At 61.6% G+C, this 13,652-nt stretch carries 15 protein-coding genes; 4 read left to right on the forward strand and 11 right to left on the reverse strand.

The annotated features are described in order from the left end of the window. Positions 1–79: 79 nt before the first annotated feature. The 3 genes from C482_RS10310 to C482_RS10320 all read right to left on the reverse strand — a co-directional run bounded on the left by C482_RS10310 (position 80) and on the right by C482_RS10320 (position 2,848). Positions 80–505, reverse strand: a complete 426-nt coding sequence (locus C482_RS10310; protein ID WP_006167543.1) for a hypothetical protein — start codon at positions 503–505, stop codon at positions 80–82. Positions 506–584: 79 nt separating this feature from the next. Continuing rightward, positions 585–1,718: a YhjD/YihY/BrkB family envelope integrity protein gene (locus C482_RS10315; protein ID WP_006167544.1), complete on the reverse strand. Its 1,134-nt coding sequence runs from the start codon at positions 1,716–1,718 to the stop codon at positions 585–587. Positions 1,719–1,804: 86 nt separating this feature from the next. Next, entirely contained in the window at positions 1,805–2,848 is a 1,044-nt protein-coding gene (locus tag C482_RS10320; protein ID WP_006167545.1) for a carbohydrate kinase family protein, read from the reverse strand. A gap of 135 nt (positions 2,849–2,983) precedes the next feature. Between C482_RS10320 and C482_RS10325 the strand changes: the two genes are divergently transcribed. Then, positions 2,984–4,180 (forward strand): hypothetical protein, encoded by a 1,197-nt coding sequence (locus C482_RS10325; protein WP_049896626.1) that lies wholly within the window; start codon positions 2,984–2,986, stop codon positions 4,178–4,180. Between the two features lie 178 nt (positions 4,181–4,358). On the opposite strand, the gene C482_RS10330 is transcribed toward C482_RS10325, so the two are convergent. Next, positions 4,359–5,828, reverse strand: a complete 1,470-nt coding sequence (locus C482_RS10330) for an aldehyde dehydrogenase family protein (protein WP_006167547.1) — start codon at positions 5,826–5,828, stop codon at positions 4,359–4,361. 204 nt (positions 5,829–6,032) lie between these two features. Between C482_RS10330 and dpsA the strand changes: the two genes are divergently transcribed. Next, positions 6,033–6,578 (forward strand): DNA starvation/stationary phase protection protein DpsA, encoded by a 546-nt coding sequence (dpsA, locus tag C482_RS10335; RefSeq protein ID WP_006167548.1) that lies wholly within the window; start codon positions 6,033–6,035, stop codon positions 6,576–6,578. A 31-nt stretch (positions 6,579–6,609) separates the two neighbouring features. Here dpsA and C482_RS22660 read toward each other — a convergent pair whose 3' ends face one another. From C482_RS22660 to C482_RS10345, 3 genes are all read right to left on the reverse strand, one after another. Then, positions 6,610–6,735, reverse strand: a complete 126-nt coding sequence (locus C482_RS22660; protein WP_275039626.1) for a hypothetical protein — start codon at positions 6,733–6,735, stop codon at positions 6,610–6,612. 120 nt (positions 6,736–6,855) lie between these two features. Next, entirely contained in the window at positions 6,856–8,016 is a 1,161-nt protein-coding gene (arsB, locus tag C482_RS10340; protein ID WP_006167549.1) for an ACR3 family arsenite efflux transporter, read from the reverse strand. Beyond that, positions 8,013–8,405 (reverse strand): ArsR/SmtB family transcription factor, encoded by a 393-nt coding sequence (locus C482_RS10345; RefSeq protein ID WP_006167550.1) that lies wholly within the window; start codon positions 8,403–8,405, stop codon positions 8,013–8,015. The genes arsB and C482_RS10345 overlap by 4 nt, the downstream gene beginning before the upstream one ends. 127 nt (positions 8,406–8,532) lie before the next feature. On the opposite strand from C482_RS10345, the gene C482_RS10350 reads away from it, so the two are divergent. Then, positions 8,533–8,970, forward strand: coding sequence for a RidA family protein (locus C482_RS10350; RefSeq protein WP_049896627.1), 438 nt, complete (start codon positions 8,533–8,535; stop codon positions 8,968–8,970). 114 nt (positions 8,971–9,084) lie between these two features. On the opposite strand, the gene C482_RS21795 is transcribed toward C482_RS10350, so the two are convergent. After that, complete coding sequence (locus tag C482_RS21795) at positions 9,085–9,252, reverse strand: hypothetical protein (protein ID WP_006167552.1); 168 nt, start codon at positions 9,250–9,252, stop codon at positions 9,085–9,087. A 148-nt stretch (positions 9,253–9,400) separates the two neighbouring features. Between C482_RS21795 and C482_RS10355 the strand changes: the two genes are divergently transcribed. Then, positions 9,401–9,940: a macro domain-containing protein gene (locus C482_RS10355; protein ID WP_006167553.1), complete on the forward strand. Its 540-nt coding sequence runs from the start codon at positions 9,401–9,403 to the stop codon at positions 9,938–9,940. Between the two features lie 26 nt (positions 9,941–9,966). Here C482_RS10355 and purM read toward each other — a convergent pair whose 3' ends face one another. The 3 genes from purM to C482_RS10370 form a co-directional block, all read right to left on the reverse strand. Next, positions 9,967–10,971, reverse strand: coding sequence for a phosphoribosylformylglycinamidine cyclo-ligase (gene purM / locus C482_RS10360; protein WP_006167554.1), 1,005 nt, complete (start codon positions 10,969–10,971; stop codon positions 9,967–9,969). A 78-nt stretch (positions 10,972–11,049) separates the two neighbouring features. Beyond that, positions 11,050–11,679, reverse strand: a complete 630-nt coding sequence (locus C482_RS10365; protein WP_006167555.1) for a zinc metalloprotease — start codon at positions 11,677–11,679, stop codon at positions 11,050–11,052. Continuing rightward, complete coding sequence (locus tag C482_RS10370; RefSeq protein WP_006167556.1) at positions 11,676–13,481, reverse strand: TraB/GumN family protein; 1,806 nt, start codon at positions 13,479–13,481, stop codon at positions 11,676–11,678. The genes C482_RS10365 and C482_RS10370 overlap by 4 nt, the downstream gene beginning before the upstream one ends. Positions 13,482–13,652 lie beyond the last annotated feature (171 nt).

Raw genomic sequence — 13,652 nt, forward strand, 5'->3', positions numbered from 1 at the left:
AATTGCAAAAGTATTGCCCTGTGCTGACGCTCGGCACGCATGTCGTGTCAACACTGTGTACCCGGCCAGTAGCAGAATATCAGGTCTCGAGTCCAATTTCCAGCCGGACGCCATCGAGCCGATGGTACTCCGCCCGTTGCTCCGGTTCGTCGGTGCGAACCACCTCGAACACGTCGAAGCGGATAACGAGCCGTCCCGGGTCGATCGTCGCCCGAAGAACCGGCCCACGGCTCGTGATCACAACGTACGGCGGCGAAGCGACCGGCTGTGCCTGTAGCCCGTATCCGGTCGCATCCACCGCCGACGAGAGGACCATTGGGAGAGTTTCGAGGACACCGGTCGACTCGAGTTCAGTTTGGAGAGAATCCACGAGGGTCTCGGGGTTCGTCGTTCGAGCAGTGTCCCAGTCGCGTGTAACGCGCGCTGCGCAGTCGTCGATGGCGGTGATTGTCTCGGTATGGTCCGCGCGAATGCGGCGTCTAGCGGCCCGGACTGGGTAGGACACGGTGTGATAGCGTGTGGTGAAGGGATGCACTAAGCTCTCTCGATTTGAGCGCCTGCCAGCAAAGAGACGGTGGGCTGGTTCAGTCGCTTCGCCGTTCGACGACACCGATTCGGATCGAATCGACGTTCGAGAACACCACATCGAGGGGTCGTTTCCACGGCGGGTCGTCAACCGAGTCGACCTCGCGCTGTAGCTTCGAGTTCTCCGTCTCGAGGTCGCGCGTGAGTGCCTCCAGGTGGTTGACCCGATCTTCCAGTCGGTAGCGCCGGGATCGCTGTGCCGCGAGATCGTTTCGAAGCTGTGCGCGCTCGCGCTTGAGGCGCTCGATGCGTTCGGTGAGGCGCGCTTGCTCACGCTGGATGTCGTCAACGAACGGATCGCGATCCGTGGCGGCAATCGACGTCTGTGAGATCGAGTTGTCTTTGGTCTCGAGCCGGCCCGTTCCAGCCGCGTTGATCACCCCTCCGACGAGCAGAATGAGGCCGCCGAAGTAGAGCCACGCCAGGAGGAGCAAAACGGCCCCAATGGGGTCTGCAGCCTCGGATTCACCCGCAAAGGTGACGTAGACCTGAAAGAGCGACTGAAGGGCGGTCCAGCCGACCGCAGCGACGACGACACCTGGAAGCACCTCACGAGCGGTAACGTCAACGTTGGGGAAGTAGTAGTACATCGGCAGGAACGCAGCCGTAAGAACGACGACGAGAATCAGGGGACTGACCAACTCGAGAAACGGAATATCTGGGAAGAACGTCAGCAGCAGGCTCGCTGCACTCGCAGCGATGAGTGCGCCACCGAGTGCACCGAGAACGATACCGGCATCACGCAGTTGCTGGACAAACGAGCCCGCACCACCAGAGTTGTAAATTTCGGAGAACGCGGTATCGAGCCCTCGAAAAATTTTGAGCGCACCCCAGACAAGGATGACGACACCAATGAGCGTCGATCCCGCAGTTGCGGGCGACTCTACGATGGCGTTCTCGATCATCATCTGCCCACTTTCGGGCAGAAACCCTTCCGTCGATGTCGCAACCTGACTCGCAAACTGTTCGTCGCCGATGATCGTGACGACGAAGAAGATGAGTACGAGCAGCGGAAGTAACGAGATGAACGCCTGGTAAGCGATCCCCGCGGCCATGAACGGCACGTTCTTCTCCTGAATCCCGGCTACGACAGTTTTGCCAAACGAGACCGCGTCCCCGAAGTCAGTTGCCATACCCGCGGTACAACAGCACCGCCAATAGGTGGTGTGCCTGGGTTCGCACGGCGCGAGCGGTTCGCGTCGAGAGTCTTGCGTTGGCCTCAGTCGCTGTTCGAACGCTCCTCACGGAAGCGTATGATCACTTCACGATCCGGCATTGCCGTCATCGCACCCCGTCCGGCCGTCGTTATCGCAGCGACAGAACAGGCAAATTCGAGCGTTTCAGTGACCGAGTCGCCATCACGAAGCGCCGAAATCGCTCCCGCCGTGAACGCATCACCCGCCCCAGTTGTATCCACCGTGTCGACCTCGACTCCAGCGTTCTCGACCACGAGTGGGGCCAAACCTGACTCTCGGTCTGTGTCGGTTTCCAGCCACGGCAACTCGTCGAGACCCGCTCCATCTGCCTCCTCCCCGCTGCTTACAACCGCGACGGCACCCCCGCTCCCGCGCGTGACGAACACTATCTTCGGACCCGCAGTCTGGGCGAGCACGTCCTTCCCGAGCGCCGCCGGCGTTTCCCCATCGAAGCCGAGCAACTCGAGTTCCCCCGCCGTCGCCTTGCAGACATCAGTCGCTGCGAGCGCCTCCCGACAAATCCGCCTGAACGTTTCTGGCGACTCCCAGAGCTCCAGCCGTGCGTTCGGATCGAACGACACGGTACAGCCGGCGCTGGCGGCTCGTTCGATCAGATCAAGCGTTGCCGACCTCGCGGGCTCGCTCGAAAGCGTGACCCCGCCGACGTGGACCCACTCGAGTGCCGCGAGCGTTTCGTCGTCGATCCGGCCGGGTTCGAAGCGGGTGTCTGCGGCCTCGTCGCGGTAGAAGGTGAACTTGCGATCGCCGGCGTCATCGTGGGTGACGAACGCGAGTGTTGTCTTTGCGTCCGGGTCGAACTCGATGTAGCGGTTGGGGAGGCCGTGATTCGTGAGTGTCGTGGCGAGAAAGCGACCGAACGGGTCGTCGCCGACGCGGGTCCAGAACAGCGGCGGCGAGCCGAGACGTGCGAGGCCGACGGCGACGTTCGCGGGTGCGCCGCCAGGCCGGCGGTCGAACTGGTCGACATCGTCGAGCGGGCCGCGCTGTGTCGGCAGAAAGTCGACGAGCGTTTCGCCGGCGACGAGAACGGCGGGAACAGTCCGCATGTGGGTACCGAGTTCGACGTGCGTGATTGTCGTTCCGGTCTCGGTCTCGGTCTCGGTCTCGATCCGCAGTGGCCCTATGCCGTGCTGTCAACCGGGTAGTATATTATTCTGTGATTGTAACCTGTGGAGACAGACATGCGTAATTCGCTCCCGCGTCGTCGGTTGCTCACGACCACCGGCGCAATCAGTGCCCTCGCTATCAGTGCTGGCTGTCTCGACGATTCGGATTCGGATTCAAACCCCGATTCAGAAGAGCCAGCCGAGTCCGAAACGGGGTCGAACGGCACCGACGACGATGACGCGACCAGCACCGTGTCGACAGAAACCGACTTGAGCGCGCAGCTCCAGTGGGTCCCGGCCGAAGCCAACGCCGACGGAGAAATAACCCTCCACTACGCCGATCTCGAGGCAATCCGCACCCACGAATCTGATCTTAGCGACGACTTCCGCGAGTCAACACAACTCGAGCTGGCCGACCTCGATATCGGCGACATCAACCAGTTTGGCGATGCAGAGGCGATCGAAACCAGCCTCTCGTTCGGCATCGACAGCAGCGCAGCGGACTTCGCGTTCGCTGGCACCTTCACGCCGGACGCTGCCGACGCGGAGCCGACGGAAACCGTCGACGAGTTCAGCGTCTTCGAATACGAGAACGGAACCATCGCCGTCTCCGAAGAGTGGCTCCTCGGCAGCCATCCCGACGGACTCGGTGTCGAGACGCTCCTTGAGGCCGGCCGCGGGGGGACGGAACTGCTGGTCGAGACGGACGAGGCGACCGCGACACTGAGTGGTGAACTCGAGTCCACCTCCATCGCGATTGGACGCATCACAGGAGCCGACGCGGTTGACGCCGAACTGGCGGGGGTCGGCCACGGCGCAACGCTCGACAGTGAGACGTCGGCTGTCACGTTCGTTGGGGTTACTGCCGACGGTAACGACCCTGACGCGTTCGTCGACGAACTCGAACGCTCGGGTGGCGGACTCGACGACTTCACGTTCGAAACGACGGAGTCGACTGCGGTGGGGGAGGGGACCGTTCCGACGGACGAGGTCCAACTGCCCTCACTCGGGCGGTCAGTCGGGCAGGAAGCGCGAGCAAGTGTCACGATCAGCGTCGACGAGACGGAACGGACGGCCGATGTGGGACTTACCTCGCTGAGCAACGCCGACAAAGTCAACGTCATCGACGGACTCGACCAGAACGAGACCATCGAAGAGGTCGGCGGCATGGTGACACTGACATACGACGAGGGCGATGAGACGACCATTCAGGTGATCGCTGTCGCTGGCAGTACGAAAACGGTCGTCGCGAGCGAAGAGATCGCCTTCTGAGCTGGGTCGGGCGACATACCCGATCAGAAACGAAGTAGGCCAAAAGGGAGATAACTCAATTCTCCTCGCCGAAGCTATTCGCCAGTCGGCACGTCCCCGAATCTGGGACGCACTCGTAATCACCTTGCTGTATCGTGGAAGACAAGAGAAACCGACGACAGCGACGCAGACTGCGCGATCAGAGGATGATACTCTTCTTGCGCAGCATCTCGTGAATCGAGGCGTCGAGTCCTTCGCGGCCGATACCCGAGTCCTTGTTGCCGCCGAAGGGGATGTCACCGAGGCCGTGAGACGGCGCGCCGTTGAGGCGAACCGCACCTGCGTCGACGAGGTCGGCGAGACGCATCGCACGGTCGTAGTCCGCGGTGAAGACAGCGGCATCGAGCGCGAGATCGGAGCCGTTGGCGAGGTCGATGGCCTCGTCTTCATCCGCGAAGGTCGTGACGGCGGCGACGGGGCCGAACTGTTCTTCGTCGACGATGCGGGCGTCGTGGGGAACGTTCGCCAGCAGTGTCGGCTCGAAGAACTGGTCGGCGAGTTCGTCTGGTACGCCTTCCGGGGCGTGGCGCTCCCCGCCGCGGACGAGGTCGGCACCCTTTGCGACGGCGTCGTCGACGAGTTCCTGCACCCACTCGGCCTGTGATTCGCTGATGAGCGGGCCGAAGGCAGTGTCCTCGTCGAAGAGGTTGCCTGCGGTCCAGGAATCCATTGTCCGGTCGATCCGTTCGACCAGTTCGTCGTGGACCGACTCGTGTGCAAGCACGCGCGAGACGGCCGAGCAGCGCTGGCCGGCGTACTTCAGCGATCCCTTCACGCAGTTGCCTGCGACATCGTCCAGATCGGCATCGTCGAAGACGATCGCGGGCGCGTTGCCGCCCAGTTCCATGTGGAGATTGACCATCCCGCTCTCGCGGGCGACGTGCTTGCCGGCCCCCGAGGAGCCAGTCATCGCGATGGCGTTGATCCGGTCGTCGCCGGACATGAGGTCGCCAATCTCGCTGACGTTCCCGGGGACGAAGTTGAACGCGCCGTCCGGAATGCCGTCGACGTCGGCGATGACATCGGCAAGGATCGCCGCCGAAATCGGCGTCTTGCTCGCCGGCTTGAGCAGAACGCTGTTCCCCGCGGCGAGTGCGGGAGCGACCTGCAGCGCCGTCGTCGCGAGCGGATAGTTGTACGGCGTAATACACAGCACCGCGCCGATCGGTTCGTGCTTGACGATTGCCTGCCAGCCCTCGTGGCCCGCAGTCGATCCCTCGCGGAACTCGCCCTTGCTAACGATGTTGCGCGCCTCCTCGGCCGCGCGGTCGAATCGCGTGGCCGCCTGTTCAACCTCACCGCGCGCCGAGGAGATCGGCTTGCCTGCCTCGCGGACGATCACTTCGGCGAGATCCTCCTCGCGCTCGCGGAGCCCGACCGCGATCTGTTCGCACCACTCGGCGCGCTCGACGACCGTCGTCTGGCGCAGTTCCGGTTTGATCTCGTGGGCCGACTCGAGTGCAGTTCGTACCTCTGCAGGACCAGCGGTGGCGACCTGTGCAAAGGTCCCGCCGTCGGCGAGGTCCGAGACAGACAGGGTGTCGTCGGTCTCGAGCCACTCGCCGTCGACGTAGATTCGCTCCCGTCGGTGTGCGGCTCTCGTTGCCATAGGGACACCTTAGACCGCCACACTGAAAATGTTTACTCAGTCCCGAAAAAACGGCACAATTTTTGACCGTCGGATCGGACGATACGTCTGATATGGTTGTGCGAGGTTTTGGCCCGCCTAACAAAATTATATTTTTCTATCCGGGAAGAATTGTTTTGTGTTGGGGAAACCTTTAAGTGGAATGCCGGCGTATCACTGAGTGTAATGAGCACCCAGAAAACCGTCCGTCAGTCGGCAGACACTGTCGAGGAGAACGAGCTCCGCCTCGAGCAGGAGAAGGCCGAACAGATCGTCGACGCGCTGAACACCGAACTGGCAAACTCATACGTGCTGTACCACCAGCTCAAAAAGCACCACTGGGTCGTCGAGGGTGCCGAGTTCCTCCCACTGCACGAGTTCTTAGAGGAGGCCTACGAGCACGTCGAGGAAGGCGCAGACATCATCGCCGAACGCGCCCAGGCGCTTGGTGGTGTCCCTGTCTCCGGGCCAACGAACCAGGAACAGCGCGCGACCGTCGAGTTCGAGGGCGAAGACGTCTACGACGTCCGAACGATGTTCCAGAACGACCTCGAGATGTACGGTGACATCATCGAGTCGATGCGCAACAGCATCGAACTCGCCGAGAACCTCGGCGACTATGCGAGCGCCGAAATCCTCCGCGAGGTCCTCGTCACGCTAGAGGAAGACGGTCACCACTTCGAGCACTACCTCGAAGACGACACGCTAGTGCTCGAAGAGGCGACGAAGTAAGCAGGCGACCGCGTCGACGACAAAGGCGGACTTATTTTGCGCCACGGAACCGGAGCGCACCGGTCATCACAACGAGTGGCCTGTGAAGCGGCGACGCCCAGGTCAACGCGTTCGAGACGATTGTGTTTGCCATCAGCAGTTCGCTGTCCCGCCCCATTTGCCACCTGTGTTGTCCACTGGTCACACAGTTGTCGCGCGATCAGGTGTGCACTGACTTGTAGTGACGAGAGTTGTAGTGACGACGGTGGTTGGAGTCGAGTCTTGGGACCCGGTATCTTCAGTCGTCTTCGGATGGCCGTCCCGCTGGTGAGCCAACGAGACCTCCAACGTCAAATCCGTCCCAGTCGAATCGTCGCTGGAAGTACAGCGCGACGTGGACGAGTGCGAGCAAGACGGGAACCTCGATCAGTGGGCCGATCACGGTCGCGAACGCGACGCCGGAACCGATACCGAAGACGGCGATCGCGACTGCGATGGCGAGTTCGAAGTTGTTCGATGCGGCGGTGAAACCGATCGCCGTCGTCGTCGAGTAATCAGCCCCGATTCCACGCCCCATGCCGAAGCTCACGAGGAACATGAGTACGAAGTAGATCGTGAGCGGGATCGCGATCCAGACGACATCCATCGGCGCAGCGATGATGTTCTCCCCCTGTGTCGAGAACATGATGACCACGGTGAGCAAGAGCGCAATCAATGTCACCGGACTGATCGCAGGGATAAATCGCTCCTCGTACCACTCCTTCCCCTTGCGGGACACACCGATGTACCGCGTGAGAATCCCTGCGGCAAACGGCACGCCAAGGAAGATTGCGATCGCTTCGAACACCTGCATCGTCGTGATCGAGAACTCAGCGACGAGCGACTCCATACCGAGGAGTGGTGGGAGAAACATCGCAAAGAACCAGATATACACCCCGTAGGTGAGAATCTGGAAGACGCTGTTGAACGCGACCAGCCCAGCGGCGTACTCGTTCGATCCCTCTGCCAGCTCGTTCCAGACGAGAACCATAGCGATACAGCGCGCCATCCCAATGAAGATCAAGCCAAGGAAGAACTCGGGACGGGCGGGAAGGCCGAAAAACGCGCCGCTGAAGAATACGATTGCAAGGACGAACATGAGCGTTGGGCCGATGAGCCAGTTCTGAATCAGGCTCAAGCCGAGCACGCGCCAGTTTCGAAACACCATCGGGAGCTGGCTGTACTCCACCTTTGCGAGCGGTGGGTACATCATCACGATCAGTCCGAGTTCGACGAGCGGCAGTTCGTTCACCGTCTCGGCGGTTCCCGGCGCGACGTAGCCAAAGCCAATCCCGATCGCCATCGCTGCAAAAATCCAGACAGTGAGATACTTGTCCAAAACGGACATCGTCCGCGGGTCGCCACAGCTCTCGCAGGAACAGTCGGATCCGTGCTGGTGCGTGGGTCCGCCCGTACTCATTTGATCGTCCCCTCAACCAGCGTGACGATCGCGACAGCCCGATTCGTCGCACGATACTTCTTCCAGCGGCCGTCTTTTCGACTTTCGACAACTCCGGCGTCGACCAGATTCGAAAGCGCGTGGCTGAGCCCACTTTCCGTAATATCGACGACTGCGTGCAGTTCGCACACGCAGAGTTCGTCTCTGGCGGCGACAAGCACGCGAACCAGCCTGTAGCGCGTCTCGTTTGCAAGTGCCGAGAGGAAGTCGAGTTCGGCATCGACCTGCGCTGACCCGAGCGTCTCGTCCAGCGTTTCGAGCTCAGCAAGTCGCTGTTCCAGATCGTCACTTCGACACTCTCCAAGTTCGTCTTCCAGGTAGCGCTCGAGCCGGTCGGTCGTGTTCACCATCGTAACCCACTTGAGAGACCATTCAATTATAGATTGTGGTATTCCAAGTGATATCCAATAAAGTGGCCACAGTAGGCCTCCATGGGTGTCGTAGCACCTATATAGATTGAGTAGCTATTCAACTATCATGCCTAACGAATCAACCAGTCAATCAGCGTCGAGTGATCCCGTGACTGTCCCCCGCGCGAGTAATCCAACGCGACGACAACGCGACGGGACAGCATTCGTCGGCGGCTTCGGCAAGACGACCGGCGACTCAGATCTCCTCTTCGTCGAAGGCCAACTTCCGAAACGAGACGGCGAGATACAACGCCACCTCACTGCCCCGGAACAGATGGAACTGTGTCTCACCACTCTCGAATCAACGCTCGCCGCTCACGGGAGAGAACTCGATGCCGTCCTCCAGGTCACGATTTACATCACCGACATGGATTCGTACGACGAGATCAACGCAGTCTACGAGCAACACTTTCAGGACACCTATCCTGCGCGGACGACTGTTGGTGTCTGTGACCTCCTCGGCGGTGCATCGGCAACGCTCGATGCCGTCGTTGCACTCGAGTAGCGTTCCGAATCAGTACTCACTGGCTCGAGACAAGTTGGCACTGAAATCGAGACAAACACCCAGTGGAAACTCACCGTAGCAGCAGTGGCCACCGAACACGAGTGCGATCCAGAATCAGGGTTCGAGATCGACGGTTAGATCGGTCGCGATCCAGCCGTCACTGTTGTCGCGCTCGGTGAACACAGTCTTTCCGGGGCGCGTTTCGTGACAGGAGACGATTGCAGTTGGCTGCTCGAGTTCCGCGTCGGTATCAGCATCCGCGTTACGGGCGGGCACGTCCATTAGGGGAAGTTAGGCGAGCCTAATTCTAAAAAGGTTTTGGTCGGCCTAAACAGTAGCGAGCTGGAGACTCACTCGAACCAACGTGTCGAGGGCACACAACGCACTGTCAGGGATAGCATCAAAACGGTTGTCTGCCAAACATGCAGATATGGAGTTCGACGTCATTCAGGGCGACATTGCCGCACAGTCCACAGACGCACTCGTCAATGCCGCCGGCACCAGCCTCGAGATGGGCTCTGGCGTCGCCGGCGCGCTCCGCCGACGCGCCGGTGACGAACTCAACGACGAGGCAGTGGAGAAGGGACCTATCGACCTCGGCGAGGTAGCGGTCACGGATGCCTACGACTTAGACGCCGAGTACGTCATCCACGCCGCCGCGATGCCCCACTACGGAGACGGCGAGGCCACCGAAGAGAGCATCCGCAACGCGACGCAGAACACACTCGAGCGCGCGGACGAACTCGAGTGTGAGTCGCTCGTCCTGCCAGCGCTTGGCTGTGGCGTTGCGGGGTTCGAACTGGAAACGGGAGCGTCGATTATTGGCGAGGAGCTGGCGGCGTATAACCCGGAGACGCTCGATGACGTTCGATTCATCGCGTACAGCGACGAGGAGTACGAGACGATTCGGGCGGCGACGGGGAAGGCGGAGCAGTCGGAGACGAGCAAAGAGAGTGAAGCAGATCGTTAAAACCGCGACTCGGAAGCCGAACAGAATCAGGACAGCGACAACCCGCGAACCTCGACCGACTCGCCCGCTTCGACGCGGCCAATGAGTTGCCCGTCAGTCTCCGCGACGAGTGCCTCGGCTCGCTCCTCGGGGAGCGCGACGACGAACCCGGTGCCCATGTTGAACGTCCGGTGCATCTCCTCGTCGGTCACGTTGCCCTCCGCCTGCACGAACTCGAAAATCGGCTGTGCCGGAAGCGGGTCGTCGACCACGTACTTCCGGTCACCCATGCGCAGCAGATTCGTCCAGCCCCCGCCGGTCACGTGGGCCGCGGCGTGGACGCCGTGTTCGTGCATGGACTCGAGTAGGTCGGTGTAGATGCGGGTGGGGCGCAGGAGTTCCTCGCCGATGGTTCGGTCGGTGTCGTGTGGGAACGGATCGTCGTAGTCGTGGGTCCGGGTGACGGCCTCGCGGGCGAGCGTGAGTCCATTCGAGTGGATGCCGTTCGAGGCGAAGCCGACGAGTGCGTCACCAACCTGTGCGTCGCCGTCGAAGACGTCGTCCTTGTCGGCGAGGCCGACGCAGGTTCCCGCGAGGTCGAAGCCCTCGACCACGTCAGGCATAACGGCGGTTTCGCCGCCGAGCATGGTGAGGTCAGCCTGTTCGAGGCCGACGGCAAGTCCCTCGCCGATCTCGTTGGTGAGCGTCTCGTCGGGGTCGTCGATTGCGAGGTAGTCGACGAAGCCGACGGGGGTGACGCCGGCGGCGACGAGGTCGTTGACGTTCATCGCGATGCAGTCGATGCCGATCGAGGAGGCGTCGTCGACGGCTTCGGCGACGAGGAGTTTCGTGCCGACGCCGTCGGTGGCGAGCGCGAGGTAGCGGTCGCCGATGTCGAGCAGGCCGGCGTACTCGGTCGTGAGATCACTGCCGAAGGCCTCGAGGAGCGCGGCGGTTGCGTCCTCGCTGGCCTCGATGTCGACGCCGGTGTCGGCGTAGGTGAGTTGATCCGAATTGTCGTCGCTGCTCCCGTCGTCCGCAGGCGCTGTCATGTGGGAACGACCGCGCGGGGTGAGCAAAAGGTCACCGGTCCGTCGAGAGCGACGGCGAGAATCAAAGCTGGTCGCCGATCAGAACAGCCCGACGAACAACACGACGTAGGCCGCAAGCAGGACGCTCGGCACGAAGACGAGCGCGAAGACGCCCCTGTGCCAATCGTAGACCGACTTGCCGTCGAGCGGCCCGAACGGGATCATGTTGAACGCGGCTAAGAAGAGGTTAATCCAGACACCCATCTGGCCGATCGTTCCGAGAATCCCGGGGAAGAGCATCAGCGGGAGGAACATGAGCGCGAGCAGGTGGTTGGTGATCGGTCCAGCCAACGCGATCATCGCGTTCTCCCGTTCGGTAATACGACCGCGGTGGTAGACGGCTCCCGGCGCGGCGAAGATGAAGCCGATGAGGGCGCTCATAATCGCCAAGAAAAGCATCTGGTAGTCCGCGCGGAACTCTGCGAGCTGCCCGTACTCGATCGCGACCACCTTGTGTGCCAGTTCGTGCAAGAGGAAGGCAACGCCGACGGTGACGAAACACAGCCCGACCATCAGCGCGAAGTAGCCGACCGAGAGCTCGAACCGGTGAATCGGCGCGAACAACAGTGCGAAGGCGACGCTCAGCGTCAGCCAGGCGAGCGCGAGATCAAACAGCTCCTTGTCGCTAAAAGACAGAGAAGGCTCGGGATGATGGGTTCGGACGCTCACGAAAGGGCCTCCAGAATCAGCTCGAGACTGTTTTCAGCACCCTGTAACAGTTCACCCATCAACGCATCGACGCCACCGAACTCGGGCCCCGCAAGCCACGGGAGGACGATCAGCACGAACAACACAGTCGCGATCAGGCTCCCAATGTTCGTCAGCGCGACGATCATGATGAGCCGAAACAGCGGCACGTCGAACATGTCCTCGAGTGCGTCGCTAATCGGGCGCTCGGTGTCGCCGGCGATTTCGTTCAGCGTCTGGATGTCACGGACGTTGACCGGGCGGTGTTTGAGTTCGACGTAGCCGGCGAACCAGCCGGGTGCGAGCAGCGGATTGATGCTCGTCAGCCAGGCGACCGCGCCGCCGACACCGGCGCTGGTCCAGCGTGCGCCGGCGAGTCGTGCCAGTGTAAACGCGAAGATACCATTAAAGAGGAACCAGGCAGCGAACAGCTGTAACAGGAAGGTGTTCTGGACGCCGGCCATGATCAGCAGGAAGAAGAAGCCGAAGAAGCCGATCATGATTAGGTAGCCAAACACCTTCAGCGGCGAGAAGCGGCGACTGGAGGCGGTTCCCGTCAGCGAGTCCATCGCAGGAAGCTCGGAGGGGTTCTCGAGATAGCGTTCGATGCCGGCTTTGTGGCCCGCACCGACGACGGCCACAACATCATAGCCGCGTGAGCGAAGTTCGTGGAGGTTGTGGGCGATGTAGGCGTCACGTTCGTCGATCAGCGCGTTCGCACCGCGCGGGCTGAAGCGGCGAAACTCCTCCATCATCGCAGCGACGACGTCGCCGTCGGTCATCTCCTCGATATCCACTTCGTCGATATCTTCGACATCGCCGCCAAGCGAGTCGAGGACGAGTCCGAGAAGGGCACCGATGGCGACGCCGATTCCGAGCCCGGCGAACATGCCAACGCCGCCGCGAATCGAGTAGATGCCGGCGTTTTCGAACGTCGTCGCGGAGGCCGGTCCGACGAACGTCTCGGTTGTGACGAGCGCGAGCGCACCGGCGATACCGACGACGATTCCGGCGAGGACACGGGCCGAAAAGCCGTTTACCAGGTCGCCGCCGTAGCGGTCTGCAGCCTGAATGGATGGAATGAACAGCAGTCCGATGAACGCTCCGGCGACCGCACCAAGTCCGACCGCGCCGACGTACTGAAGCGTCGCCGTCCCGCTGACGCCGAGCAAGAACAGGTCGCCGAGTCCGAGAAGCGGTGCGATGAACGCAGCGAAGACGAGACCGAGGAAGATCCCGGCGACGGCACCGAAGGTGAGACCGATCGTTCGGGGATCGGTGATTCCGAGGGCGAGCCCGCCGACCATCTTGAGCTTTTCCAAGAACGAGAGGCGACTCCAGAAACGCTGGATCGTTATCTGAATGTCGCGGTCGACCAGCGAAACGCCACTCTCGTTTCGTTCAGCGGCCTCGATCGCGGCGCGCATGTCGGCACCGGGTTCGATATCGAACTGGTCGCCGAGTCGCGACTGGACGTAGGAGAGCATCCAGTAAGCGAGAAACTGCAAGACGGTGTTTCCGGAGAGGAGATCTTTCGCTTCGATGTCGTCGGGCGTACCACCCTGCATCTGACGGTAGCGCCCTTCGTCGAGTTCGACGGCAACCACGTCGGGCTGTTCCCGATCGACGGTTTCGTGAACGTCGTCGACGCTCGCCTGGGAGACGTGAGCCGTCCCAAGCACGTGAACAGAGCCGTCTGCGTCCCCGTCGGGATTCGGGTTTGCAGCCGTCTCCGTGACGGGATCGGGTGGCTCCGGCACGTCGGCGTCGCCTGCATCACTCATTACCGGGTGTAACTCGGCCGCGACTTTTACCAGTATCGAACTGCGTGGTGGTAGCGAGTCACAGCGGGGTGGTGCGTACACGCGGTCGGCCCAGCGGAACAACGTCCAACTCAGTGAGAGTCAGCAGCATGATTGGAACCACCACACACAGGCTCCGACGACGGCAAGACT

Origin of the sequence: Natrialba chahannaoensis JCM 10990 (genome assembly GCF_000337135.1) — an archaeon.
Classification (GTDB): Archaea; Halobacteriota; Halobacteria; order Halobacteriales; family Natrialbaceae; genus Natrialba; species Natrialba chahannaoensis.